Genomic DNA, 23327 nt, shown 5'->3' with positions numbered 1-23327 from the left:
ACGGGCGACAAGTCCGGAGTGGCCACGATGACCGATAGCGAAGTTCAAGCCCCGAAAATCGAATTCCCCTGCGAGCGCTACCCGATCAAGGTGATCGGTGAGGCGGGCGACGGCTTCACCGATCTGGTGATCGAAGTGATGCAGCGCCACGCGCCAGGCTTCGACTCCACCAGTCTGGTGGTGCGCGACAGCCGTAACGGCCGCTTCCTGTCCGTGCAGGTGCATATCACAGCCACCGGCGTGGAGCAGCTGCAGGCGATCCATCTCGACCTGAAAGCCACCGGCCGCGTGCACATGGTGCTCTAGTGGCAGCGCTCGTCGTGCGTCACCTGGGGTTGGTGGAGTACCTGCCGACCCTGGAAGCCATGCGCAGCTTCACTGCCGAACGCGATGAGTCGACCCCCGACGAAATCTGGCTGCTGCAACATCCACAGGTATTCACCCAGGGTCAGGCCGGCAAGGCCGAGCACCTGCTGGCACCGGGCGATATTCCAGTGATTCAGGTCGAGCGTGGTGGCCAGGTTACCTACCATGGGCCCGGCCAGCTGGTGGCCTACCTGATGCTGAATTTGCGGCGGCAGAAGCTGGGAGTGCGCGAGCTGGTCACCGCCATGGAGCAGGCGCTGGTCGATGTGCTGGCCAGCTATGGCGTCGAAGCGGCGCCGAAGGCCGACGCCCCGGGTGTCTACGTCAACGGTGACAAGATCGCCTCGTTGGGCCTGCGGGTGCGCAATGGTTGCTCATTCCACGGCCTGGCGCTGAATGTCGACATGGATATGTCGCCGTTCCAGCGCATCAATCCTTGCGGCTACAGTGGTTTGAAGATGATCCAGCTCAAGGAGCTGCTTGCCACCCCGCCTGCGCTCGACGAGGTGGCGCAACGCCTGGAGCGCGCTCTGCGCGAGCGCCTGGGTTACGCCGCCTGACGAGCTGAAGGCCGAGTCGATAGCTCTCGGCCTTCCAATCCTTCATTATCAGCTCAGGTTGAGCGTCGGAATCAGGCTGTCGTTCTGCTGCTGGCCGGGCACCTGCACGGGGGCGGCCAGGCCCAGGTTGTTCTTCTCGAACACCCGATCGGCACGGTAGCTGGAACGCACCAGTGGGCCGGCAGCGACTTCCATGAAGCCTTTTTCCAGACCGATGTCACGCAAGCGGTTGAACTCCTCGGGGCTGACCCAGCGCTGCACCTTCAAGTGGTTGCGGGTGGGCTGCAGGTATTGACCGAGGGTGAGGATGTCGACGCCTATGGCGCGCAGGTCATCCATGGTCTGCAGGATTTCCTCGTCGGTCTCGCCGAGGCCCAGCATCAGGCTGGTCTTGGTGATGACGCTGGGGCGATGGCGCTTGGCGTGCTCCAGTACCTTCAGGGTCTTCTCGTAACCGGCGCGGGGATCTCGTACCTCATAGGTCAGGCGTTTGACCGTCTCGACGTTCTGCGCGAAGACCTCCAGGCCGGAGTCCACCACGCGGGCGATGGCCGCGTGATCGCCATCGAAGTCCGGAGTCAGGGCCTCCACCACCACCTGCGGCGTATTGGCCTTGATCGCCTGCACGCAGGCCGCGTAGTGGGCGGCGCCGCCATCGGCCAGGTCATCGCGGTCTACCGAGGTCAGGACGATGTAGCGCAGGCCCATCAGTTCCACCGACTTGGCGGTGTTCTGCGGTTCTTCCTGGTCCAGCCAGCCATTCGGGTTACCGGTGTCGACCGCACAGAAGCGGCAGGCACGGGTGCAGACCGAGCCCATCAACATGATGGTGGCGGTGCCGTTGGACCAGCATTCACCCATGTTCGGGCAGTGGGATTCCTGGCAGACGGTGCTCAGGCGATGCTCGTTGACGTTGCGTTTGACCGCCTCGAAGCGGCTGCCACTCGGCACCTTGACCCGCAACCAGCTCGGCTTGGGTTCGACGATATGGGGTTCGGCCGAAGCGCGACGCTTCTGGCCATCCTTGATCGCGGTGATTCCCTGGGGGGTGCGAAATTTTTCGCCGCTGGATACGGGCTTGGGCGGGGCTGTGTCGGACATCGAGATCTCGGCTCCGGTAGGAGGCTGCGGTAGCGGGGCTTTTGGCCGTTTTGCAGTCTACCATATGACGCCTTGGGGCGACTGCCAGCGCCTGTCGGCGCCTGTCGGCGCATGGCTGGGTGCCGAGGATATGGGCCCGGCGACAGGTTCACGAGCCGCCAGTGGTTGTTCGCTGGCGTAGGCTGTCAGGTCTTGAGCTGGCTGGCGAACTGTTCCACGGCCTGCACCACCTGCTTGGCGCCGTCCTGAATCTCCACGATCACTGCGCCGGCCTCGCTGGCCAGATTCAGGCCCTGCTCGGCCTGCTGGCTGCTGCTGGCCATGCTGGCCACCGCGCTCTGGGCCAGGCTCTGGTTCTTCTGCACCACTTCGACGATTTCTTCGGTGGCCTGACTGGTGCGCCCAGCCAGCTGGCGCACCTCGTCGGCCACCACGGCGAAGCCACGGCCTTGCTCGCCGGCGCGCGCCGCCTCGATAGCGGCATTGAGTGCCAGCAGATTGGTCTGGTCGGCGATGCCGCGAATGGTCTGCATGATGGTGCTGATCAGTTGCGACTGCTTGTCCAGCGCCTCGATGCCGTCGCTCGCCTCCTGCACCTGACGGGCGATGCGCTGCATCACTTCGACCGTCTGGCGAACCACGGCGGCACCCTTGTTGGCGCTGCCGTCGGTCTGTTGAGAGATGCTGTAGGCGATGTTCGCCGCTTCCGCCACGGCCTGTTCCTGGTTGACCTGATCGGTAATCACGGTGGCGAACTTGACCACCTTGTACAGGCGTTCGTGGTGGTCGCGCACCGGGTTGTAGGAAGCCTCCAGCCAGACTGTGCGGCCATGGCTGTCGACGCGCTTGAATCGTCCGGCGACGAACTCGCCGCGATTCAGGCGGGCCCAGAAGTCGCGGTAAGCCTGCGAGTTGTACTCATCTGCGTCGCAGAACATGCGGTGGTGTTTGCCCAGAATCTGCTCCAGGCGATAGCCCATGCCACCGAGGAAGCGCTCGTTGGCGGTCAACACTTCGCCGGCCAGGTTGAACTCGATCACCGCAGTTGAGCGCAGCAGGGCGCCGATCAGTCCCTCGTGTTCCTTGGACGTACTGATGGTGCGGGTCAGGTCGTTGGCGCAGAGGGTGAAATAGGACAGCTCTACCCGGCTGTTCATTACCGGCTGCCAGATCGCGCGCAGCCAGGCTTCTTCACCATTGCCGCGTAGCAGGCGGAAGGCACCACTGAGGTGCTCGCGTGCGCGCAGGGCCTGCTGCAGTCTCGGGTAGTTGGCTTCGTGGCGGAAGGAGTCGGGAATCAGTGAGTCCAGCTGGCGCCCGAGCAGGGCGTCCCCGTGGTAGAGCATCTCGCTGAGAAAGTTGTCGTTGGCATAGCGGATGCGGCCATCGGGATCTATCTCCAGTACCAGCAGCTCGCTGTAGAACGAGTCCTTGATCTGGCGCATGCTGGCCAGCTCGTTACGCAAGCGGGCCAGCTCCTCTTTCAGTTTGTTATTGAACATCGGCAAAGGCTCCTTAGGGATTGAATGCAGGGCAATCCATGACGGCTTTCAGGTGGCGTTTCTTCGCTCGTCTATGCGCCGTATTGACCACTGTCGCCAGGGCCACAGTCCATCCAGTGTAGTCTTCGTCTACCGACCGCCCAGGCGGAGTTTCAGCACTTGTGTGTAGGGATATCCATGAGCCGTCTTGACTGTTCCCTTGAGCTGCCCACGGATTATCGGGTGGCCGATTTGCTGGCGTTCCACCGCCGCGATGGGCAGGCCCTGGCTGAGCGGGTAAGGGTTGATGGCCTGGATAAGGGCGTGCTCTGGCAGGGGCTGCCGGCATGCCTGAGCATCCGTTTCGACGCGGCCCGCGTCACTGCTCATCTCGTGGTGGACGGCCCGGTAGTGGAGGATGCCGACCCGCTGCGGTCGCTGGTCGTTCACATGCTGGGCCTGACCCAGCCGGTGCGGGATTTCGAGACGGCATACGCTGGGCATCCGCAGCTGGGGCCTTTGCTCGCCCGTCACGCCGGCCTGCGCGTGCCGCAGGCAGCCACGCCGTTCGAGGCGCTGAGTTGGGCCATCAGTGGCCAGCAGATCAGCCTGCCGGTGGCGATTAGTCTACGCCGCAAGCTGATTCAGCTGGCCGGACGAGCACACTCCAGTGGCCTGTTCTGCTATCCGGATGCTCAGGCGGTCGCCGCCCTTCAGGAGTCGCAGCTGCGTGCGGCCGGTTTCTCCCAGGCCAAGGCGCAGACACTGCTCTTGCTCAGTCGCGAAATTGTGGCCGGCCATCTGCCGCTGGATACCTGGCTGGCCGATGCACCGGCCGAGACCATCGCCGAGCGCCTGCTGGCACTGCGTGGTATCGGTCCGTGGACGGTGGATTACGCCTTGCTGCGTGGTTTCGCCCGTCTGGATGGCTCGCTGCATGGCGATGCCGCGGTACGCCGTCAGTTACAGCGCCTGCTGGGGAGTGCGGAAAAGCTCAGTCAGCCCTTCACCCGCGACTGGCTGGCGCCATTATCGCCCTGGCGCGCCCTAGTCGCTGCCCATCTATGGGCCATGCCGAGCACGGACTAGCCTTGCACCCTCTCCCGATTACGGGAGAGGGGGAGAGGGGCTCTTGAGGTATTAGCGCAAGCGTTGCAGCAGCGCCGGGGTCGGGTAGCCGTCAGCGGGCAGGCCCAGGCTCTGCTGGTAAGCGCGAATCGCCTTGCGCGTATTGGCGCCGATGATGCCGTCGGCCGGTCCGGGGTTGTAACCCTGAGTCGCCAGGCCTTCCTGCAGCTCGATACGCTCGCTGCGACTCAATGGGCGGTCACTGCGCGGCCAGTCGGCGAGGATCTGTCCGCCACCGCCGAAGCGCTGGCCGAGCAGGCCCACAGCCAGGGCGTAGGATGAGGAATTGTTGTACTTGAGGATGGCGTTGAAGTTGCGGAATACCAGGAAGGCCGGGCCGCGGTAGCCGGCCGGCAGCAACAGGTAACCGGTTTGCTGCGGGTCGAGGTTGCCGGGCTGGCCTTTGACGCCGTACTCGTACCACTGTGCGTAGGTCTTACGGATTTCGCTATCGGCCAGGGCGTAATCGAAGCCGCTGGGCAGGGCGACTTCCATGCCCCAGGGCTGGCCGAACTGCCAACCGGAGGCCTGCAGGTAGTGCGCGGCCGAGGCCAGGGCATCGGCGCTGGAGTTCCAGATATCACGGCGGCCGTCGCCGTCGAAATCCACGGCGTGGGTCAGGTAGGTGGTCGGGATGAACTGGGTCTGGCCCATGGCTCCGGCCCAGGAACCGCGCATGCTGCCAGGCTGGATATCACCGCTATGCAGGATCTGCAGGGCAGCCAGCAGCTGATCTTCGGCCCATTGCGGGCGGCGACCTTCGTAAGCGAGGGTGGCCAGCGAGCGGATCACCGACTGTTCGCCCATGAACTGGCCGAAACTGCTTTCCATGCCCCAGATCGCCACCAGGGTCTCCCGGTCGACGCCGTAGCGCTGTTCGATGGCGGCCAGGGTCCCCGCGTGTTCGGCGAGCAGGGCCTGGCCCTTGCGCAAGCGAATCGGCGAGGTGGCGCCTTCGATGTATTCCCACACCGGGCGGGTGAATTCGGGTTGGCTGTAGTCGGCGCGGACTACGCTCATGTCCGGGGCGATGCCGTTGAAGGCGCGGTCGAACAGCTCAGCAGGGATGCCGGCACGCAGGGCCTTGATGCGGAACTGCCCGCGCCAGGCGCTGAAGCTGATGGCTGGAGCAGGCGCAACCTGCGCCTTTACCTGGGGCGCTGCGGCGGGTGCTGCGGGTGTGCTGGCAGCGGGGGCGGCTACGGCGGGTTGGGCGTCGCGGGTGGGCGACTCGACGCAGGCGCTGAGCAGCAGCGTGGTGCCGGCGAGCAGGCAGCACAGGCGGCCGGTGGCGAGGTGGGGCATTGCACAAATCTCGGGTCTGAGCGAACGAAGCGCGACCTTAACATTTCATGCCGCCATAAAGCACGAAGCCTCCCAGTTTTGCTGGGAGGCTTCGCGGCGGTAGCTGCCTTTGCCTTTCTTCGCCTGTTCCTGGCGGCAGCGGAACAGGGGTTGGGCGACTAGGGATTTGGCCTTGTTCGGCCGCTTGGCATTCTTCGCCATGGCATGTCCTCGGTTATAGCTCGCGGGGTGCAAGCGCGCGGAGGATGCGCTGTTGTACAGAAATTGTCCAGATGGGTGCGGTAGGGCCTGTCCCCGGATTGCATCCGGGCTACGGATGCGGTGTGTAGTCCGGATGCAATTCGGGAGGGCGTTACTCGCTGAGCGGCAGGCGCTGGCCGGCCATCAGCAGCACAAGGCGGCCGAGGCTGCTCCAGGCATCGCCAGGGGCTTGGCCCTTGACCTGCGCGTCGATGCGCTGGGCGTCGATCAGCAGCTGGTTCCAGCGCGCGGCGGAGTGGCGTTGCAGGGCTTTGCTGACCAGCGGGCGGCGCTTGTCCCAGATCGGCGGGCGGGCAGATGCGAAGGCTTTGTCCTGGGGTACGCCCTGGCTGATCTGCTGGGCCAGGCCGGCCAGCTGGCGCAGTTCGCGGGCCAGCATGACCAGGATGAACAGCGCCTCCTGGCCTTCGCCACGCAGCCCTTCGAGCATGCGCAGGGCGTGCGTGGCGTCGCCGCCGAGCACCGCTTCGATCAGGCCGAACACGTCGTAGCGGGCGCTGTCGGCCACCGCAGCCTGCACGGTGCTGGCGTCGATCTGGTTGCCGTCGGCGAGCAGCTTGAGCTTCTCGATTTCCTGGGCGGCGGCCAGCAGGTTGCCTTCCACGCGGGCGGCGATCAGCTCCAGAGCTTCCTGGCTGGCGCTCATGCCGCTCTGCGCCAGGCGCTGGCGAATCCACTGCGGCAACTGGCTGGCTTCCACCGGCCAGATCTGCAGGAACTGGCTGTTCGGCCCCTCGATCAGCGCCTTGGCCCACTTGGTCTTCTGCGTGCTGCCGTCGAGCTTGGGCAGGCTGATCAGCAGCAGGGTGTCTTCCGGCGGTCGGCCGAGGTATTCGAGGATCGCCGCGGTGCCCTTGTCGCCAGGCTTGCCGTTGGCGATGCGCAGCTCGATCACGCGCTTTTCGGCGAACAGCGACAGGCTGGCGCCGGCTTCATAGAGCAGGCCCCAGTCGAAGTTGGCTTCGGCGTGGAACACCTCGCGCTCGCTGAAACCCTGGGCGCGGGTGGCGGCGCGAATGGCGTCGGCGGCTTCCTGGCACAGCAGCGGTTCGTCACCGCTGATCACGTAGACCGGGGCGAGGCTGCCTTGCAGGTGTTTGCCGAGTTGCGCGGGGTTGAGTTTCATTGCGGGACGAGCTTCGTCAGGAGTGAAAAGGGCCGGTTACCCGGCCCTTGTCTGCTTACTGGCTGATCGGCAGCTGGATCGGCGACTGCAGCGGTGCCGACTCCTGCTCGGCGCGGCGCGCTGCGGCGGCTGCTTCAGCTTCGGCCTGGGCCTTGGCCTCGGCTTCCTGCTGCAGTTGCTCGAGTCGGGCCGGGGTGACCAGCTGCAGGCGCAGGACCATCTGCTGCACCAGCTCGCGGCGCATTTCCTGACGCAGCTGGGCGGATTCCTGGTCGGAACCGATCAGGTTGTTCTCGTCATGCACGAAGGTGCTCTGCACTTCCAACTGGTCGCTGAGCAACAGCAGGTTCTTCTGGCCACGGATCTCGTAGTCGAGGGTGGTGGTCAGCTCGTACTCAGCGCTGCGGGCGTTGCCGGTGTAGCTGGCGGTGCGCTGGGTTTCTTTTTCGTTGGCCAGATTCAGCTTGTAGGGCGCGCCGGTGTGCACCTTGACGCCGCTGTTGTCGAGCACCTGACGGACTTGCTTGACCGTTTCGCCATAGGCGTTGCGTGCCTGCAGGTCGATTTCCTTGAGGGCGAAGTCGGCGCTACCGGTGCCACGCAGCTGGAAGCCGCAGGCGCTGAGCAGAACAGCCAGGCCGATTACCATCAGATTCCGTTTCATCATTCTCTTCTATCCCCTTGGAGAGTCACGGCGCCATGCAGGCATGGCGCCGAGCTTAATCAGTTCGCAACCGTTTTCAATTAGCCACGATGTTGACCAGTTTGCCCGGTACCACGATGACCTTGCGGATCGTTACGCCTTCGGTGAAGCGCAGCACGTTCTCGTTGGCGCGGGCGGCGGCTTCGACTTCCTCGCGGCTGGCGCTGGCCGGCACTTCGATCTGCCCGCGCAGCTTGCCGTTGACCTGGATCACCAGGGTCAGGCTGTCCTGCACCAGGGCCGATTCGTCGACCTGCGGCCACTGGGCGTCGATGATCGCATCGTTGTGGCCCAGGCTGCGCCAGATCTCGTGGCTGATATGCGGCGTGATCGGTGCCAGCAGCAGGGCCACAGTCTGCAGGCCTTCGTGCATCAGGCTGCGATCCAGTGCGGTTTCGCTCGGGGCTTTTTCCAGCACGTTCATCAGGGTCATCACCTGGGCGATGGCGGTGTTGAACTTGTGGTGCAGGCCGATATCGTTGCTGGCCTGCTTGATGGCCAGGTGAATGGCGCGACGCACGGCTTTCTGCTCGTCGCTCAGGGCATGCTTGCCGAGGGCGCTCGGCAGGCCGCCGCTGACATGGCTGTGGGCCAGGCGCCAGACGCGCCGCAGGAAACGGTTGGCCCCTTCGACGCCGGAGTCGGACCATTCCAGGCTCATGTCGGGCGGCGAGGCGAACATCATGAACAGGCGGCAGGTGTCGGCGCCGTAGGCATCGATCATCGACTGCGGGTCGACGCCGTTGTTCTTCGACTTGGACATCTTCTCGGTGCCGCCGATTTCCACCGGCAAACCATCGCTTTTAAGCTTGGCACTGATGACTTTGGCCTTGGCATCACGCTCCAGCTCGACATCGGCCGGGTTGAACCAGTCCTTGCCGCCGTTATCCAGGGTGCGGTAGTAGGTCTCGGCGACCACCATGCCCTGGGTCAGCAGGTTTTTGAACGGCTCATTCGAGCTGACCAGGCCTTCGTCGCGCATCAGCTTGTGGAAGAAGCGCGCGTAGAGCAGGTGCAGGATGGCGTGTTCGATACCGCCGATGTACTGATCGACCGGCAGCCAGTGGTTGGCCGCGGCCGGGTCGACCATGCCGCCGGTGTACTGCGGCGAGGCGTAGCGGGCGTAGTACCAGGACGACTCAACGAAGGTGTCCATGGTGTCGGTTTCGCGCTTGGCTGCAGCGCCGCATTTCGGGCAGGTGCAGCTGTAGAACTCCGGCATGCGCGCCAGCGGGCTGCCGGCGCCGTCCGGCACCACGTCTTCCGGCAGCACGACCGGCAGCTGGTCTGCTGGCACCGGTACGTCGCCACAGGCGTCGCAGTGGATGATCGGGATCGGGCAGCCCCAGTAACGCTGGCGGCTGATGCCCCAGTCGCGCAGGCGGAACTGGGTCTTGCGTGCGCCGTGGGCGCAGGCTTCGAGGTCGGCGACTATGGCGTCGAAGGTCGCGGTGAAGTCCTTGCCATCGTATTTACCGGAGTTGACCGTGACCAGGCCGCTCTTGTCGCCGTACCAGTCCTGCCACTCGGTGGTGCTGTAGGTTTTGCCTTCGGCGGCATACACCTGAATGATCGGCAGGCCGTACTTGTTGGCAAAGGCGAAGTCGCGCTCGTCATGGGACGGCACGCCCATCACCGCGCCTTCGCCGTAACCCCACAGCACGTAGTTGGCGACGAACACCGGCAGCTTGTCGCCAGTCAGCGGGTGGATGACGAACTGGCCGGTGGCCAGGCCCTTCTTCTCCATGGTGGCCATGTCGGCCTCGGCCACGGAGCCGGCCTTGCATTCGGCGATGAACGCGGCGATGGCCGGATTGCTCTCGGCGGCGCGCTGCGACAGTGGATGCTCGGCGGCGACGGCGACGTAGGTGGCGCCCATCAGGGTGTCCGGGCGGGTGGTGTAGACCTTGAGCTGGCCGTCGATGCCGACGCTGGCCTGGTCATAGTCGAACACCACGTCGGCGCCGAAGCTCTTGCCGATCCAGTTGCGCTGCATGGTCTTGACCTGTTCCGGCCAGCCATCCAGTTCGTCCAGGCTACTCAGCAGCTCTTCCGCGTAGGCGGTGATCTTGAAGTAGTACATGGGGATTTCGCGCTTCTCGATCAGCGCGCCGGAACGCCAGCCGCGGCCATCGATGACCTGCTCGTTGGCCAGCACGGTCTGGTCTACCGGGTCCCAGTTGACGGTACCGTTCTTGCGGTAGATCACGCCCTTCTCGAACAGCTTGGTGAACAGCCACTGCTCCCAGCGGTAGTAGTCCGGCTTGCAGGTAGTGACTTCGCGGGTCCAGTCGATGGCCAGGCCCAGTGATTTCAGCTGGGTCTTCATGTAATCGATGTTTTCGTAAGTCCACTTGGCCGGCGCGACCTTGTTCTTCATCGCGGCGTTTTCTGCCGGCATGCCGAAGGCGTCCCAGCCCATCGGCTGCAGCACGTTCTTGCCCTGCATGCGCTGGTAGCGGGCGATCACGTCACCGATGGTGTAATTGCGCACGTGCCCCATGTGCAGCTTGCCGCTGGGGTAGGGGAACATCGACAGGCAATAGAAGGTGTCCTTGCCCGGCTGCTCACTCACGACAAAGGATTTCTGCGCGTCCCAGTGGGACTGCGCGGCGGCTTCGATATCACGGGGCGAATACTGTTCGTGCATGGCTACTTGGCTGGCAAAAAGGGGGCTTACAGGAAACGCGGTAGCATACATGACCCCCCGCGACCTAGGGAAACCCAGATTGTGCGCGGCGGCCAGGCCGTTCCGCCGTTTGTCGCAGCGTACGGCCTGGGCCGGGGGTGGCGCTAAGCTTGCCTTAGGGGCGAGACGCTAGCGCCCGGCAGAGGTGATGGATGGCAGAGTTGCGGCGGGCTGAGGCGGGAGGAGGGCTTTACGAGCGCTTGCTGCAACGGCTTGCGCTGGCTCTGGATGAGGCCGACACCGCGGGTCGCCTGCGTGATGCGCCGCCTTCCGAACTGGAATTACGCGGCCTGACGCCCGCCGAGCTGGAGTTGATCCGCGCCTATCTGGATCGTGACCTCAATTGGCTGCGTGGCTGGCATGCCGCGGCCGAAGAACTGGCCCTGATCGAACAGATGCCGCCGGCGAAAGCCACCAAGGCGGTGCGCCCGCCGGGGGCCAGCAAGACGGTCTTGAAAGCCCAGGCCAAGGTCAAGCCATTGCTCAAGCGCCGCCAGCAGCTGTGCTGCGCGCTGTGCGGCAATGTGGCCGAATGGCAGCGCGGCGAGGGCGTGTTGCCCTGCGTTTCCTGCGGCTCCAAGCTGTTCCGCACGGCAGCGCCGCGCTGACGGCTGTCTGCTAGTCTGCGCGGGCACTCGGAGGTGCCCATGGAACTGCGCTTTCTTCTCAAACAACTGATTCTGCCGCCTGGCGGGCTGCTCCTGCTGATCATGCTGGCGTGGCTGTGCTGGTCGTCGCGGCCGCGTCTGGCGCTGCTGTTGCTCCTGCTCGGGCTCGGTGGCCTGTGGCTGATGAGTTTGCCGGTGGTGGTTGAGCAGGCGGCGCGCGTGCTGGAGCGCGAGCCGGCGTTGGCCGAGGCGCAGTGGGCGAGCCTGGCACAGCGTGGTGAAGTGATCGTCGTGCTCGGCTCCGGGCGCGAGGAAGCCGATCCCGCCTGGGGCAGCGACCAGCCCAGTGTCACGGCCATCGAGCGCTTGCGCTATGCGGCACGCCTGCAGCGCGCCTCCGGCTTGCCGGTGCTGATCAGTGGTGGCCTGCATTATGGTGAGCCGCCCAGCGAAGCCGGGTTGATGGCCGACGTGTTGCAGCGTGATTTCGCTGTGCCGACCCGCTGGCGTGAGGAGCGTAGCCGCAGCACTTGGGAAAATGCGCAGTTCAGCGCCGAATTACTGCGCGAGCAGGGTATTCGTCGGGTCGTGCTGGTGACGCAGGCGGCGCATATGCCGCGTGCACGCTGGTGTTTCGAGCGTGCCGGGCTGGAAGTGGTGGCCGCGCCGCTGGGTTTCCTCGGCGTAGCCAATGCGCGCCCGTTGGGCGGCTGGCTGCCGGAAGGCAAGGCGCTGTGGCAGAGCACGCGCCTGCTCAACGAGGCATTGGGGCAGGTGATTTACCCGTTGCTCTATCGCTGATCAGTAGGGCTTGCCGGTGATATCGCCGGCAAGCCCTAGGGATTTGCTCAGTCTGGTCGCTCGTATTCGTCAGGCGGCTTGCATGCGGGCTTGGCTTGCTGTCTCGCGTCGGCGTGCCCACAGCGCCCAGCCGAGCAGGATCAGGCACAGTCCGGCCAGTGGCCAGCCGCGCCAGATCAGGTAGGGCGTCAGCCCCTGCATGGCCTGTACTTCGCCATACAGCACGGCCTGCTGGAACTGCGGGATCTGCGAGGTGATGCGCCCCTGCGGGTCGATCAGCGCGGTGACGCCGTTGTTGGTGGCGCGGATCATCCAGCGTCCGGCTTCGAGGGCACGCATCTGCGCCATCTGTAGGTGTTGCAGCGGGCCGAGCGAGGTGCCGAACCAGGTGTCGTTGCTGATGGTCAGCAGCAGGTCGCTCTGTGCGGCCAGGCCGGCGGCGAATTCCGGATAGACCACCTCGTAGCAGATGAACGGCGCGATCTGCAGGCCCTTGGCTTGCAGCAGTTGCTGGTCGGCCGGGCCGCGGGCGAAGTCGGACATCGGCAGGTCGAAGAAGGCGATCAGCCCGCGCAGTACTTCCTGCAGCGGCACGTACTCGCCGAACGGCACCAGCTTCTGCTTGAGGTAGGTGCCCTCGCCCTCGCCGACCACGGTGATGCCGTTGTAGTAGCGCTTTTCGCCCAGCTCGTTGGGCTGGCGGATCGGTACGCCAGTGATCAGTGCGGCCTGGCGCTCCTGGGCAACGCGGCCCATGAACTGCAGATAGCCTTCGGCGAACTCCTTGAGCACCGGTACCGCGGTTTCCGGCCAGACGATCAGGTCGGCGGGCTGGCTGTTGAGGGTCAGGTCGCGGTACAGCTCCAGCTGGCTCTGCAGCTGGGCCGGGTCCCACTTGAGGTTCTGTTCGACATTGCCCTGCATGACGGCAACCTTGAGCGGCTCGCCCTTGGCTTGGGTCCAGCTGTGACCGTGCAGGGCCATGGCGGCGAGCCACGGCGCCAGCAGCAGAGCCTGGGCGCTGAGCCACTGCCACTTGTGCGGGCGCAGGCGCGGCAGGTTGAGCGCCAGCGTGGCGGTCAGGGCCAGGCTCAGGGAGATCAGCCACATGCCACCAACCGGCGCCAGAGTTGCCAGCGGGCCATGCAGCTGGCTGTAGCCGGCGTACAGCCAGGGAAAGCCGGTAAGGAACCAGCTGCGGAAGGCTTCCTGGGCCAGCCACAGGGCGGCGAAGGCCAGGGCGTCGGCCAGCGGGGCATCACTGCGACGTAACCAGCGCGCCCACAGCCAGCTGCTCAGGGCGAACAGCAGGCCGAGGCCGCCGACGAAACCGAGGGTCAGCGCGGCGGCCAGGGGCGGCGATGCGGCGCCGTAGTCGTGGATGCTGACGTAGACCCAACTGGTGCCGCTGAGGAACAGGCCGAAACCGTAGCTCCAGCCGCGCAGCAGGGCCTGGCGTGGGCTGAGCTCGCGCAGGCCGAGGTAGAACAGGGCGATGGAGATGATCGCCAGCGGCCACAGGTCGTAGGGGGCCAGCGCCAGGGTGGTGAGGGCGCCGGCAGCCATGGCCAGCAGATTGCCCGGCCAGCCGGGTTGGGTGATCCAGCGCATCATGCGTCCTTGATCGAGAAATCAGGCGGGCAAGGGTACTGGAAGGCGCGGGAGGCAGGAAGCGCTGCGGGTGCGCCCTCTCCCGTTTGCGTGGTGTGGGTGGAGCGGCTGGCGATAGGGGCGGCGTAGCCCGGATGTAGTCAGGGAGGGGCAGATTTCCCCGGATTGCATCCGGGCTACAGGCTGGAGAAGCACTCCCTCTCCCCCAGCCCCTCTCCCACAAGTGGGGGAGGGGAGGAAAAGCAGGCACTTCAGTGGGGCTGGGGGTAATGCGATCAGCGATCCACTGGCGTCAGACGCAGCAGGTGCAGGCGGCGGCTGTCGGCGTTGAGGACGCGGAAACGGTATTCGCCGATCTCGGTGACTTCGTTGCGTTTGGGCAGGTGGCCGAAGGCGTTCATCACCAGGCCGCCGACGGTGTCGAACTCGTCGTCGGGGAACTCGGTGTCGAAGGCTTCGTTGAAGTTGTCGATCGGCGTCAGCGCCTTGATCAGGAAGTCGCCGCTGGGCAGCGGTTTGATGTAGCTGTCTTCCTCGACGTCATGCTCGTCCTCGATCTCGCCGACGATCTGCTCGAGCACGTCCTCGATGGTCACCAGGCCGGCCACGCCACCGTATTCGTCGATGACCACGGCCATATGGTTGTGGTTGGCGCGGAATTCGCGCAGCAGCACGTTGAGGCGCTTGGACTCGGGCACGAAGGTGGCGGGGCGCAGCAGGTCCTTGATGTTGAACGGCTTGCTGCCGTTCTCCAGGATCAGCGGCAGCAGATCCTTGGCCAGCAGGATGCCGATCACGTCGTCGATGCTTTCGCCGATCACCGGGTAGCGCGAGTGGGCGGAATCGACGATGGCTGGGAGGAATTCCTGCGGCGTTTGGGCGGCCTTGATGCTGATCATCTGTGAACGCGGCACCATGATGTCGCGTACCTGCAGGTCGGCGACCTGAATGGCACCCTCGACGATGGCCAGGGCTTCGCTGTCGAGCAGCTTGTTCTGGTGGGCTTCACGCAGCACTTCCAGCAGTTCCTGGCGGTTTCTCGGCTCATGAGCAAAAGCCTGGGTCAGCTTGTTCAGCCAGGACTTTTGCTCGTTGCTCGATCGGTCTTCGCTCATGGTGTGTTTCTCAGGGCCTTCTTCGTTGTGGGCGGTTAGCGGGTGTTGGCAGTTATTCGTCGGCGGCGTACGGGTCCGGGTGGCCCAGTTCAGCCAGCAATTCTCGTTCCAGGGCTTCCATTTCCTCGGCTTCTTCATCGTCGATGTGGTCGTAGCCGAGCAGGTGCAGGCAGCCGTGGATGACCAGGTGCGCCCAGTGCGCCTCGCTGGCTTTGTGCTGTTCGCCGGCTTCGCGCTCGACCACCGGCACGCAGATCACCAGGTCGCCGAGCAGCGGAATATCCAGCAGACCGTCGGGAATGTCGGCGGGGAAGGACAGCACGTTGGTGGCGTAGTCCTTGTGTCGCCAGGTGTGGTTCAGTTCGCGGCCTTCGGCCTCATCGACCAGGCGGATGGTCAGCTCGGAGTCGGCCGTGCGCTGGCGCAGGGCCAGTTCACACCAGCGGCGAAATTGTTCCTCACTCGGCAGCGCCGTGGCGGCCGAGGCGTTCTGCAGGTCGAGTTCAAGCATCGTCGCGTGCGTCCCGGCCTTCCGGCTTGCCCTGCTGGCGGTCTTCGAAGCGCTCATAGGCTTCGACGATGCGCTGCACCAAGGGGTGGCGCACCACGTCCTTGGGCTTGAAGTGGGTGAAGGTGATGCCGGGCACGTCGCGCAGCACTTCGATGACGTGGGCCAGGCCGGACTTGGTGCCGCGGGGCAGGTCGACCTGGGTGATGTCGCCGGTGATCACTGCGGTCGAGCCGAAACCGATACGGGTGAGGAACATCTTCATCTGCTCGAGGGTGGTGTTCTGACTCTCGTCGAGAATGATGAAGCTGTTGTTAAGGGTGCGTCCGCGCATGTAGGCCAGCGGGGCGATCTCGATCACCTGTTTCTCGATCAGCTTGGCCACCTGCTCGAAGCCGAGCATCTCGTAGAGGGCGTCGTACAGCGGGCGCAGGTAGGGGTCGATCTTCTGCGCCAGGTCGCCAGGCAGGAAGCCGAGCTTCTCGCCGGCCTCGACCGCCGGGCGCACCAGGAGGATGCGCCGCACCTGTTCGCGCTCCAGCGCGTCCACCGCGCAGGCCACGGCCAGGTAGGTCTTGCCGGTACCGGCCGGGCCGACGCCGAAGTTGATGTCGTTGTCGAGGATCGACTTCACGTAGCGCTGCTGGTTGGCGCCGCGCGGCTTGATCACGCCCTTCTTGGTGCGCAGGCTAACGCCGCTGGTGTTGCGCGGGTCGCTGTTGAGTTCCTCGATGCCCGATTCCTGCAGGTACAGGTGCACCAGATCCGGCGACAGCTCGGCAGCCTTGGTTTCGCGGTACAGGCGACGCAGCAGGTTTTCTGCGGAGTGGGTGTGCTGGGGCTCACCGACCAGTTCGAACTGGTTGCCGCGGTTGCGGATTTCAATGGCCAGGCGTTGTTCGATCAAGCGCAGATGCTCGTCGAATTGCCCGCAGAGGTTGGCGAAGCGGCGTGCTTCGAAGGGTTCGAGGGTGAAACGATGCGGTTCTATGGGCGCGTTCAATGTGGTTTTTTGGCCGCCAGTCGGCTGGGATGATGATCGAAGAATAACCCCGCACGCCTCAGGGGGAAAGCCTGGGCGCGCGGAGACAGGTTAGCCATTAGTCGAGCAGGCTGCCGCGCAGGGAGTGGGGCAGGGCGTCGTCGATATGCACGTCGACGAACTGGCCGATCAGGCCTGGGTTGGCGCAGCGGAAGTTGACCACGCGGTTGCTCTCGGTGCGGCCCTGGAGCATCCCTGGGTCCTTCTTCGAGTAGTCGCTGACCAGGATGCGCTGTACGGTGCCGACCATCCGTCGGCTGTTCTCGAAGCCTTGCTGGCTCAGGCGGTGCTGGAGCAGGGCCAGGCGTTGCTTCTTGACCTCTTCCGGGGTGTCGTCCGGCAGGTCGGCGGCGGGGGTGCCGGGGCGCGAGCTGTAGACGAAGGAGTAGGAGAAGTCGAAGCCGACCTCCTCGATCAGCTTCATGGTCTGCTCGAAGTCCTTCTCGGTCTCGCCGGGGAAGCCGACGATGAAGTCCGAGCTGATCAGAATGTCCGGCACCGCCGCCTTCAGCTTGCGGATGCGCGACTTGTATTCCAGGGCGGTGTGGTTGCGCTTCATCGCCGCGAGGATGCGGTCGGAGCCAGACTGCACCGGCAGGTGCAGGTGTTTGACCAGCTCCGGGATCTCGGCATGGGCCTGGATCAGGGCGTCGGAGAACTCCAGTGGGTGGCTGGTGGTGTAGCGGATGCGGTCGATGCCGTCGATGGCGGCGACCAGGTAGAGCAGTTCGGCGAAGTCGGCGATGCTGCCGTCGCGGGTCGCGCCGCGGTAGCCGTTGACGTTCTGCCCGAGCAAGGTGACTTCCTTCACGCCGTGTTCGGCGAGGTGGATGATCTCGGCCAGCACGTCATCCAGCGGGCGGCTGACTTCCTCGCCGCGGGTGTAGGGCACCACGCAGAAGGTGCAGTACTTGCTGCAGCCTTCCATGATCGAGACGAAGGCGCTAGGGCCGTCGATGCGCGGCTCGGGCAGGCGGTCGAACTTCTCAATCTCGGGGAAGCTGATGTCGACCTGGGCGGTCTTGGTACTGCGCGCTGCGTCGATCATTTCCGGCAGGCGGTGCAGGGTCTGCGGGCCGAAGACCACGTCGACATAGGGCGCGCGGTCGCGGATGGCGGCGCCTTCCTGGCTGGCCACGCAGCCGCCGACACCGATCACCAGGTTGGGGTTTTCCAGTTTCAGTTCGCGCCAGCGGCCCAGCTGGGAAAATACCCGGTCCTGGGCTTTTTCGCGGATCGAGCAGGTATTGAGGAGTATCACGTCGGCTTCTGCCGGGTTCTCCGTGACTTCCAGGGCCTGATGTTCGCCCAGCAGATCAACCATGCGCGAGCTGTCGTACTCGTTCATCTGGCAACCGTGGGTTTCGATATAGAGCTTCTTGGCCATGGGTCTTCGTCGCGGGTGGTTCGAATGAACCGCGCATTATAGGGTGCGCGCGGCGCGCTTCCTAGGCTTGCCTGTCCGGTGGCTATGCTATGATTCGCGCCCCCTTAATTCCCGGTGTCTTTCTGTCGTCCATGAGCAAGCGTGAACCGATCTACAAGGTGATTTTCCTCAACCAGGGCCAGGTGTACGAGATGTACGCCAAGCAGATCTATCAAAGTGATCTGTGGGGCTTCCTGGAGGTCGAGGAATTCGTCTTCGGTGAGCGCACCCAGGTGGTGGTCGATCCCAGCGAGGAAAAGCTCAAGGCGCAGTTCGACGGTGTGGTGCGCAGCTTCGTGCCGATGCACGCGATCATCCGCATCGATGAGGTCGAGCGCCTGGGTACGCCGAAGATCAGTGAGGCCAAGGGTGGCGGCAATGTCATGCCCTTCCCCATGCCAATGCCGGACAAGTAAGAACCTATCTAGGATCTCTTGATCGTCGGCCATGCTGCGTTGAGATTGGGCTCGGGCTGCTCATTTACAGCGCGTAAACTCCGCGCCCTCGCCCAATCTCGCCTTGCCTGGCTCTAGCTCAAAAGATCCTAAACAGGTTCTACGCGGTAGACGCACACAGCTATGCGGCGGGCCTGCTGGTGGTGTGCTTACTGTGCGGGTGCGGGTGCCAATGCGGGTGCCGGGCTGCTGCCGATGTTCTGCAGTTCCAGCAGGTAGCTGCGGAAGATCTGCCCCAGCACCTGGCTGGCGATCTGCAGTTCTTCGCGGCCCATCTGTGCGGCAACCTGATCCGCGCTGTCCATCGCCTCGTCCGAGCCGTTGATCGCGGCCATCTTCAGCACGATATAGGCCTGCACATTGTTGGCTTGCACGCCTTCACCGCGGAAGAACATGCTGCCCAGGCGTAGCTGGGCCTGGGCGTTGCCTTGCAGTGAGGCCTGTTCGAACCAGTGCAGGGCTTGCGGCAGATCGCGCGGGGTGCGCTGGCCGTCGTAATAGTATTCGCCGAGTTCGTACTGCGCCGCCGCGTCGCCTCGCTGGGCGTTTTCCTGGCAGGTAGTCAGGGCTTGCGGCAGGTCTTCCGGTGCGGTGTTCAGCGAGCAGCGGCCGGTTGCAGGAACCAGCAGGGAATTGCCGCCCGCATGCGCCAGCATGGGGGGGAGGAGCAACAGGCAGCCCAGGAACAGGGTGCGGCCGGTGCATTTCATGAAAATCACAGTGCCTCGCGAAACCGACGGGCTCCTAGCCCGGCCGACAGAACGTGTCGGCTAGCACATTATGGGATAAGCGGTGGCTTTCTTACAAAGTCTTTACCGGTATTTCTGCCCGGGCGTAGCCCTGCAGGCGCAGCAGCAGCCAGGCCAGCAGCGGGTAGGCCAGGCTCAGCAAGCCGTGAAACAGGTCGACGCGGCGTAACGAACCGATAAAGCCTTCGGTGCCGACAACCAGCCCCGCCAGCAAGAACAGCGTGACTACGCCCGAGGCAATTGCAAATAGCAGTGGGCGCCACCAGCGCAGGGCTGCGGAGGAAACAATCAGTGCTAACGCCATCATGTTCAGCGTCAGCTGCCAGCTTTCCCTGAGGTACAGCAAGTTGGTGATCTGGTAAGACAGCAGCAAGATCAGCGGTACTGTAAACCAGGTGTTCATCCCCCAGTTCCGGACCAGGGCAAGGCTGAATGCAGCCAGCCCCAAGATGGGGAGGCTGGTAAAGCTGCTGATTTGGCTCAGAGTGCTGTGTAGCGGTTGCCAATCCGGAGCGAAGCCGTAGCGGATAGCTCCGCATATCGCGGTGATTCCGGGAACGACGAAGCCTAGGCAGATATACAAGCGGGTATGGCGCAGCCCATCTGCAGCCAGACCTTTGCCCAGCAAGCACCAAATAGCGCTGGCCAAGCAGGCCAGCGCCAACAGTCCATCGCTGAGCGCGGTGCTGTATTGCATCACTTGAGCTTGGCGAAGGCGCGCTCGGCGGCGTCCAGGGTCAGCTGCAGCTCGGTCTCGCCATGGGCGATCGAGGTGAAGCCGGCCTCGAAGGCGCTCGGTGCCAGGTACACGCCGCCTTCCAGCATCAGGTGGAAGAACTGCTTGAAGCGCTCGGCATCGCTGGCCATCACGTCGTCGAAGGTGACGATGTCGTCGGCACCGCTGAAATACAGGCCGAACATGCCGCCTGCCTGGGTGGTGACGAACGGGATGCCCGCCGCATCGGCACGCTCCTGCAGGCCGGCCAGCAGGCGGCTGGTGAAGTCGCTCAATTCGGCGTGAAAGCCCGGACGGCTGATCAGCTTGAGGGTAGTCAGGCCGGCGGCCATGGCCAACGGGTTACCGGACAGGGTGCCGGCCTGGTAGACCGGGCCGAGCGGGGCGATGCAGCCCATGATCGCGCGCTTGCCGCCGAAGCAGCCGACCGGCATGCCGCCGCCGACGATCTTGCCGAAGGTCGACAGGTCCGGCGTTACGCCGTAGTGCGCCTGGGCGCCGCCGAGGGCGACGCGGAAGCCGGTCATCACTTCGTCGAAGATCAGTACCACGCCGTGCTGGTCGCACAGCGCGCGCAGCCCCTGGAGGAAGCCTGGTGCCGGCGGCACGCAGTTCATGTTGCCGGCCACCGGCTCGACGATGATGCAGGCCACGGTTGAACCGACTTCGCCGAGCATTTGCTCGACCGCCTTGATGTCGTTGAACGGCAGAGTCAGGGTGTGTTTGGCGAAGTCCGCCGGCACGCCCGCCGAGCTCGGTACACCTTGGGTCAGCAGGCCGGAACCGGCTTTCACCAGCAGGCTGTCGGAATGCCCGTGGTAGCAGCCCTCGAATTTGATGATCGCATCGCGGCCGGTATAGCCACGGGCCAGGCGGATGGCGCTCATGGTCGCCTCGGTACCGGAGCTGACCATGCGCACCATCTCCATGGACGGCACGATGCTGCACACCAAGTCGGCCATCTCGGTTTCCATGGCGGTCGGTGCGCCGTAGGACAGGCCGTGCTGCAGCTGGTTACGCACCGCGTCGAGCACATCCGGGTGGCCGTGGCCGAGGATCATCGGGCCCCAGGAACCGACGTAATCGACATAGCGCTTGTTGTCTTCATCGGTGACGTAGGCGCCTTCGGCATGCTTGAAGAACAGCGGGGTGCCGCCGACGCTCTTGAATGCGCGCACCGGCGAGTTGACGCCGCCAGGGATGTGTTTCTGCGCGTTGGCAAACAGGGTTTCGGAACGGGACATGACAGCTCTCTCTCGAATCAGGATGACGGGAACAGCACGCTGAACGCGCGTGCGCGCCTCTCCACCTCGGCGGCGGAAGGGGCGGAAAACAGGCTGTGGACCACGGCCAGCAGGTCGGCGCCGGCGCTGATCAGCTGACCGGCGTTGTCCAGGTCGATGCCGCCGATGGCTGCCAGTGGCAGGTTGAAGTGCGCGCGGGCCTGGGTCAGTAAGTCAGCAGTAGCGGCCGGCGCGCCGGGCTTGGTATTGGAGTTGAAGAAGCGGCCGAAGGCCAGGTAGCTGGCGCCTTCGCGGTTGGCGGTGGCGGCTAGCTCCAGCTGGGCATGGCAGGTAGCACCGATGATCGCCTTGCGCCCGAGCAGGGCACGGGCTGCGGCCAGTGAGCCGTCGCCCTGGCCCAGGTGCAGGCCGACGCCGAGGCGCGCGGCCAGCTCGGCGTCATCGTTGATGATCAGCTCGGCGCCATAGCGTATGCACAGCTCGCGCAGGGCCTCGGCTTCGCGCAGGCGGCGGGCGCTGTCGGCGGACTTGTCGCGGTATTGCAGCAGTCGCGCGCCACCTTTCAGAGCGGCTTCCACATAGGGCAGCAGCTTGCCATCGGCGAGCAGCTGGCTATCGGTGATGGCATACAGGCCGCGTAGCTTGGGCTTCACGGGCGGCTCTTCATCAGGTTGTTCATAAAGAGAAGTCCAGCGGCAGGCGGCGCGGCACGAACTGGCCGCGGCCCGGCTTCTCGGCGTCACGCAGGGTGCGCCAGGTGTAGTCGAGGGCCGAGCGCACCGCGCTGCTCAGCTCTTCGCCCAGGGCCAGGCGGCCGGCCAGGGTGCTGGCCAGGGTGCAGCCGGAGCCGTGGTAGCTGCCGGGCAGGCGCTGGCAGGTAAAGGTATGGCGGCTGCCGTCACGCGAGTACAGGCGGTTGTGCACTTCACTTTCGTCGCCATGGCCGCCGGTGATCAGCAGGTGCTGGATCTTCGGCAGCAGCTTCTCGGCGCACTCATCGGCCGTGCCCTCGGGCAGTTCGGCGAGGATGCGTGCTTCCGGCAGGTTCGGCGTGGCGATGGCGGCGATTGGCAGCAGGCGTTCGCGCATGGCGTAGCCGACGTCGTCTTTGCCCAGCGAACCGCCACCACCGGCGCGCAGCACCGGATCGCAGACCAGCGGGATGCCGGGCAGCAGTTGCATGATCTCGACTACGGTATCGACCATCTCGACCGAGCCGAGCATGCCCAGCTTGACCGCGGCCACCGGCAGGTCGGCGATCACCGCCCGGGCCTGGGCCAGCACCCATTCGCGGTCGAGCACGCGGAAGTCGGAGACGTTCACCGTGTCCTGCACGGTCAGCGCGGTGACGGCAGGAGCGGCGTGGCAACCCTGGGCGAGCAGGGCTTCGATGTCCGCCTGCAAGCCGGCGCCACCACTCGGGTCGTGGCCGGACAAGCAAAGGACAACGGGGCGGGAAGTATGTCTGTTCATGGCCGGCGAGCTTACCACCAAACCAGGCTTCAGAGCCCGTAGGCCTGACGCAGGCGCTGCAGTTCACCGCTCTGGGTGATCTTCTCCAGACCCTGGTTGAAGCTCTGCAGGATGGCTTCTGCGTTAGCTGTGGCACGCGAAACGGCAAGGTGTAGGGTGGGCTGCAGCAGGGGTGGTTGCAAGGCTTCGAAACGCTGCTGCTGGTCGGGGAAGTGTTCGCGAATCAGTGCTTCGGCGACCTTGATGTCGATGAAGATCAGGTCGACGCGCCCGGCCAGCAACTTGCTCAGGTTCTGCAGGTCATCGCGGGCGTATTCGCGGCGCAGGCCCGGTTCGGCGTCCAGGCGCGGGTGATTGAGATAGCCGCGAACCAGACCAATCTTGAGCCCGGACAGTTGGCTGAAACCGTCTGCCGGGGCAGCGCCCGGCGGTGCGTTGAGGCTGATGGCGCGATGGCTGAGCTTGAGCAGACCCGCGGGGCCACCAGGGAAGGGGGCGGACAGCAGGAGGGCAGGACGCTGCTGCGGGTCGTAGTATTCGGGGAACACGCCGTCTATCCGGCCGGTTTCTGCCAGGCTGAGGGCGCGGGCCCAGGGGTAGAAACGTATCTCCACTGTGCGGCCTTCGGCGGCGAAGGCGGCGCGCACCACTGCCGTGGCATAGCCGCCGTCGGGCAGGGTCGCCCCGGTATAGGGTGGCCACTCCAGGGTGCTCAGGCGAATATCGCTAGTGTCCGCCGCCAGCAGGCGACAAAAACCGAGCAGACAAAGGACGGCTAGCGACTTGATCATCATGCTCTCTTGGCCTTGGGCAGTATGGCAGCCAGGTGTGAGCACCTG

At 64.8% G+C, this 23327-nt stretch carries 24 protein-coding genes; 6 read left to right on the top strand and 18 right to left on the bottom strand.

The window, feature by feature from the left end; genetic code table 11:
* Positions 1 to 27 precede the first annotated feature (27 nt).
* Together H3H45_RS02100 and lipB are read left to right on the top strand one after the other, a co-directional pair.
* Positions 28 to 306, top strand: a complete 279-nt coding sequence (locus H3H45_RS02100; protein ID WP_182832098.1) for a DUF493 domain-containing protein — start codon at positions 28 to 30, stop codon at positions 304 to 306.
* Positions 306 to 926 carry a lipoyl(octanoyl) transferase LipB gene (lipB, locus tag H3H45_RS02095; protein ID WP_182832097.1) on the top strand — a complete coding sequence of 207 codons (621 nt, stop codon included), beginning with the start codon at positions 306 to 308 and terminating at the stop codon, positions 924 to 926. The genes H3H45_RS02100 and lipB overlap by 1 nt, the downstream gene beginning before the upstream one ends.
* A 48-nt stretch (positions 927 to 974) precedes the next feature.
* Here the strand turns inward: lipB and lipA are convergent, their stop codons facing one another.
* Both lipA and H3H45_RS20255 read right to left on the bottom strand, forming a co-directional pair.
* Positions 975 to 2027, bottom strand: coding sequence for a lipoyl synthase (gene lipA / locus H3H45_RS02090; RefSeq protein ID WP_182832096.1), 1053 nt, complete (start codon positions 2025 to 2027; stop codon positions 975 to 977).
* 185 nt (positions 2028 to 2212) lie between these two features.
* Complete coding sequence (locus H3H45_RS20255; protein ID WP_182832095.1) at positions 2213 to 3529, bottom strand: methyl-accepting chemotaxis protein; 1317 nt, start codon at positions 3527 to 3529, stop codon at positions 2213 to 2215.
* A gap of 177 nt (positions 3530 to 3706) precedes the next feature.
* Here H3H45_RS20255 and H3H45_RS02080 point away from each other — a divergent pair, with 177 nt between their 5' ends.
* Complete coding sequence (locus tag H3H45_RS02080) at positions 3707 to 4597, top strand: DNA-3-methyladenine glycosylase family protein (protein WP_182832094.1); 891 nt, start codon at positions 3707 to 3709, stop codon at positions 4595 to 4597.
* A gap of 51 nt (positions 4598 to 4648) precedes the next feature.
* Here H3H45_RS02080 and H3H45_RS02075 read toward each other — a convergent pair whose 3' ends face one another.
* The 5 genes from H3H45_RS02075 to leuS all read right to left on the bottom strand — a co-directional run bounded on the left by H3H45_RS02075 (position 4649) and on the right by leuS (position 10681).
* On the bottom strand, positions 4649 to 5941 hold the full coding sequence (locus tag H3H45_RS02075; protein ID WP_182832093.1) for a lytic murein transglycosylase: 1293 nt from the start codon (positions 5939 to 5941) through the stop codon (positions 4649 to 4651).
* Between the two features lie 45 nt (positions 5942 to 5986).
* Entirely contained in the window at positions 5987 to 6142 is a 156-nt protein-coding gene (arfA, locus tag H3H45_RS02070; protein WP_160078460.1) for an alternative ribosome rescue factor ArfA, read from the bottom strand.
* A gap of 151 nt (positions 6143 to 6293) precedes the next feature.
* Positions 6294 to 7328 carry a DNA polymerase III subunit delta gene (gene holA / locus H3H45_RS02065; RefSeq protein WP_182832092.1) on the bottom strand — a complete coding sequence of 345 codons (1035 nt, stop codon included), beginning with the start codon at positions 7326 to 7328 and terminating at the stop codon, positions 6294 to 6296.
* A gap of 55 nt (positions 7329 to 7383) precedes the next feature.
* Positions 7384 to 7995: an LPS-assembly lipoprotein LptE gene (locus tag H3H45_RS02060; RefSeq protein WP_182832091.1), complete on the bottom strand. Its 612-nt coding sequence runs from the start codon at positions 7993 to 7995 to the stop codon at positions 7384 to 7386.
* A gap of 73 nt (positions 7996 to 8068) precedes the next feature.
* The gene (leuS, locus tag H3H45_RS02055; RefSeq protein ID WP_182832090.1) at positions 8069 to 10681 is read right to left on the bottom strand and encodes a leucine--tRNA ligase; all 2613 of its coding nucleotides are present in this window, start codon (positions 10679 to 10681) and stop codon (positions 8069 to 8071) included.
* Between the two features lie 191 nt (positions 10682 to 10872).
* Here leuS and H3H45_RS02050 point away from each other — a divergent pair, with 191 nt between their 5' ends.
* Together H3H45_RS02050 and H3H45_RS02045 are read left to right on the top strand one after the other, a co-directional pair.
* On the top strand, positions 10873 to 11328 hold the full coding sequence (locus H3H45_RS02050) for a hypothetical protein (RefSeq protein WP_182832089.1): 456 nt from the start codon (positions 10873 to 10875) through the stop codon (positions 11326 to 11328).
* A 39-nt stretch (positions 11329 to 11367) separates the two neighbouring features.
* Positions 11368 to 12129 (top strand): YdcF family protein, encoded by a 762-nt coding sequence (locus tag H3H45_RS02045; RefSeq protein ID WP_182832088.1) that lies wholly within the window; start codon positions 11368 to 11370, stop codon positions 12127 to 12129.
* A 69-nt stretch (positions 12130 to 12198) separates the two neighbouring features.
* On the opposite strand, the gene lnt is transcribed toward H3H45_RS02045, so the two are convergent.
* From lnt to miaB, 5 genes are all read right to left on the bottom strand, one after another.
* Entirely contained in the window at positions 12199 to 13740 is a 1542-nt protein-coding gene (gene lnt / locus H3H45_RS02040; RefSeq protein WP_182832087.1) for an apolipoprotein N-acyltransferase, read from the bottom strand.
* Between the two features lie 275 nt (positions 13741 to 14015).
* Positions 14016 to 14855, bottom strand: a complete 840-nt coding sequence (locus H3H45_RS02035) for an HlyC/CorC family transporter (RefSeq protein WP_182832086.1) — start codon at positions 14853 to 14855, stop codon at positions 14016 to 14018.
* A 52-nt stretch (positions 14856 to 14907) separates the two neighbouring features.
* Positions 14908 to 15366 carry an rRNA maturation RNase YbeY gene (ybeY, locus tag H3H45_RS02030; RefSeq protein WP_182832085.1) on the bottom strand — a complete coding sequence of 153 codons (459 nt, stop codon included), beginning with the start codon at positions 15364 to 15366 and terminating at the stop codon, positions 14908 to 14910.
* Entirely contained in the window at positions 15359 to 16366 is a 1008-nt protein-coding gene (locus tag H3H45_RS02025; RefSeq protein WP_182832084.1) for a PhoH family protein, read from the bottom strand. Before H3H45_RS02025 ends, ybeY begins: the two co-directional genes overlap by 8 nt.
* A 97-nt stretch (positions 16367 to 16463) precedes the next feature.
* On the bottom strand, positions 16464 to 17792 hold the full coding sequence (miaB, locus tag H3H45_RS02020) for a tRNA (N6-isopentenyl adenosine(37)-C2)-methylthiotransferase MiaB (RefSeq protein WP_182832083.1): 1329 nt from the start codon (positions 17790 to 17792) through the stop codon (positions 16464 to 16466).
* Between the two features lie 131 nt (positions 17793 to 17923).
* On the opposite strand from miaB, the gene H3H45_RS02015 reads away from it, so the two are divergent.
* The gene (locus H3H45_RS02015; protein ID WP_182832082.1) at positions 17924 to 18247 is read left to right on the top strand and encodes a DUF1820 family protein; all 324 of its coding nucleotides are present in this window, start codon (positions 17924 to 17926) and stop codon (positions 18245 to 18247) included.
* Between the two features lie 188 nt (positions 18248 to 18435).
* Here the strand turns inward: H3H45_RS02015 and H3H45_RS02010 are convergent, their stop codons facing one another.
* The 6 genes from H3H45_RS02010 to H3H45_RS01985 form a co-directional block, all read right to left on the bottom strand.
* The gene (locus H3H45_RS02010; protein ID WP_182832081.1) at positions 18436 to 18996 is read right to left on the bottom strand and encodes a tetratricopeptide repeat protein; all 561 of its coding nucleotides are present in this window, start codon (positions 18994 to 18996) and stop codon (positions 18436 to 18438) included.
* Positions 18997 to 19087: 91 nt separating this feature from the next.
* Entirely contained in the window at positions 19088 to 19732 is a 645-nt protein-coding gene (locus H3H45_RS02005) for a hypothetical protein (protein ID WP_182832080.1), read from the bottom strand.
* A complete protein-coding gene (hemL, locus tag H3H45_RS02000; protein ID WP_182832079.1) occupies positions 19732 to 21015 on the bottom strand; it encodes a glutamate-1-semialdehyde 2,1-aminomutase in 1284 nt (427 codons plus the stop codon). Before hemL ends, H3H45_RS02005 begins: the two co-directional genes overlap by 1 nt.
* Before the next feature lie 17 nt (positions 21016 to 21032).
* Positions 21033 to 21668 (bottom strand): thiamine phosphate synthase, encoded by a 636-nt coding sequence (gene thiE / locus H3H45_RS01995; protein ID WP_182832078.1) that lies wholly within the window; start codon positions 21666 to 21668, stop codon positions 21033 to 21035.
* A gap of 22 nt (positions 21669 to 21690) precedes the next feature.
* A complete protein-coding gene (locus tag H3H45_RS01990; RefSeq protein ID WP_182832077.1) occupies positions 21691 to 22488 on the bottom strand; it encodes a hydroxymethylpyrimidine/phosphomethylpyrimidine kinase in 798 nt (265 codons plus the stop codon).
* 29 nt (positions 22489 to 22517) lie between these two features.
* A complete protein-coding gene (locus H3H45_RS01985; protein WP_182832076.1) occupies positions 22518 to 23279 on the bottom strand; it encodes a substrate-binding periplasmic protein in 762 nt (253 codons plus the stop codon).
* Positions 23280 to 23327 lie beyond the last annotated feature (48 nt).

The sequence above is a fragment of the Aquipseudomonas guryensis genome (assembly GCF_014164785.1).
GTDB classification, from domain to species: domain Bacteria; phylum Pseudomonadota; class Gammaproteobacteria; order Pseudomonadales; family Pseudomonadaceae; genus Aquipseudomonas; species Aquipseudomonas guryensis.
The sequence above is the reverse complement of the archived record's forward strand: the minus strand, read 5'-3'. Positions and strand labels throughout refer to the sequence as shown.

Excerpts from the sequence above, each read along its gene's own strand:
- H3H45_RS02005 (WP_182832080.1), bottom strand. The coding sequence starts at position 19,732 with ATGCAATACAGCACCGCGCTCAGCGATGGACTGTTGGCGCTGGCCTGC.
- holA (WP_182832092.1), bottom strand. The coding sequence starts at position 7,328 with ATGAAACTCAACCCCGCGCAACTCGGCAAACACCTGCAAGGCAGCCTC.
- H3H45_RS02035 (WP_182832086.1), bottom strand. The coding sequence starts at position 14,855 with ATGAGCGAAGACCGATCGAGCAACGAGCAAAAGTCCTGGCTGAACAAG.
- miaB (WP_182832083.1), bottom strand. The coding sequence starts at position 17,792 with ATGGCCAAGAAGCTCTATATCGAAACCCACGGTTGCCAGATGAACGAG.
- H3H45_RS20255 (WP_182832095.1), bottom strand. The coding sequence starts at position 3,529 with ATGTTCAATAACAAACTGAAAGAGGAGCTGGCCCGCTTGCGTAACGAG.
- H3H45_RS02010 (WP_182832081.1), bottom strand. The coding sequence starts at position 18,996 with ATGAAATGCACCGGCCGCACCCTGTTCCTGGGCTGCCTGTTGCTCCTC.
- H3H45_RS02060 (WP_182832091.1), bottom strand. The coding sequence starts at position 7,995 with ATGATGAAACGGAATCTGATGGTAATCGGCCTGGCTGTTCTGCTCAGC.
- H3H45_RS02080 (WP_182832094.1), top strand. The coding sequence starts at position 3,707 with ATGAGCCGTCTTGACTGTTCCCTTGAGCTGCCCACGGATTATCGGGTG.
- hemL (WP_182832079.1), bottom strand. The coding sequence starts at position 21,015 with ATGTCCCGTTCCGAAACCCTGTTTGCCAACGCGCAGAAACACATCCCT.
- H3H45_RS02075 (WP_182832093.1), bottom strand. The coding sequence starts at position 5,941 with ATGCCCCACCTCGCCACCGGCCGCCTGTGCTGCCTGCTCGCCGGCACC.
- H3H45_RS01985 (WP_182832076.1), bottom strand. The coding sequence starts at position 23,279 with ATGATCAAGTCGCTAGCCGTCCTTTGTCTGCTCGGTTTTTGTCGCCTG.
- arfA (WP_160078460.1), bottom strand. The coding sequence starts at position 6,142 with ATGGCGAAGAATGCCAAGCGGCCGAACAAGGCCAAATCCCTAGTCGCC.
- H3H45_RS02100 (WP_182832098.1), top strand. The coding sequence starts at position 28 with ATGACCGATAGCGAAGTTCAAGCCCCGAAAATCGAATTCCCCTGCGAG.
- H3H45_RS02050 (WP_182832089.1), top strand. The coding sequence starts at position 10,873 with ATGGCAGAGTTGCGGCGGGCTGAGGCGGGAGGAGGGCTTTACGAGCGC.
- H3H45_RS02045 (WP_182832088.1), top strand. The coding sequence starts at position 11,368 with ATGGAACTGCGCTTTCTTCTCAAACAACTGATTCTGCCGCCTGGCGGG.
- lipA (WP_182832096.1), bottom strand. The coding sequence starts at position 2,027 with ATGTCCGACACAGCCCCGCCCAAGCCCGTATCCAGCGGCGAAAAATTT.
- H3H45_RS01990 (WP_182832077.1), bottom strand. The coding sequence starts at position 22,488 with ATGAACAGACATACTTCCCGCCCCGTTGTCCTTTGCTTGTCCGGCCAC.
- lnt (WP_182832087.1), bottom strand. The coding sequence starts at position 13,740 with ATGCGCTGGATCACCCAACCCGGCTGGCCGGGCAATCTGCTGGCCATG.
- ybeY (WP_182832085.1), bottom strand. The coding sequence starts at position 15,366 with ATGCTTGAACTCGACCTGCAGAACGCCTCGGCCGCCACGGCGCTGCCG.
- leuS (WP_182832090.1), bottom strand. The coding sequence starts at position 10,681 with ATGCACGAACAGTATTCGCCCCGTGATATCGAAGCCGCCGCGCAGTCC.
- H3H45_RS02015 (WP_182832082.1), top strand. The coding sequence starts at position 17,924 with ATGAGCAAGCGTGAACCGATCTACAAGGTGATTTTCCTCAACCAGGGC.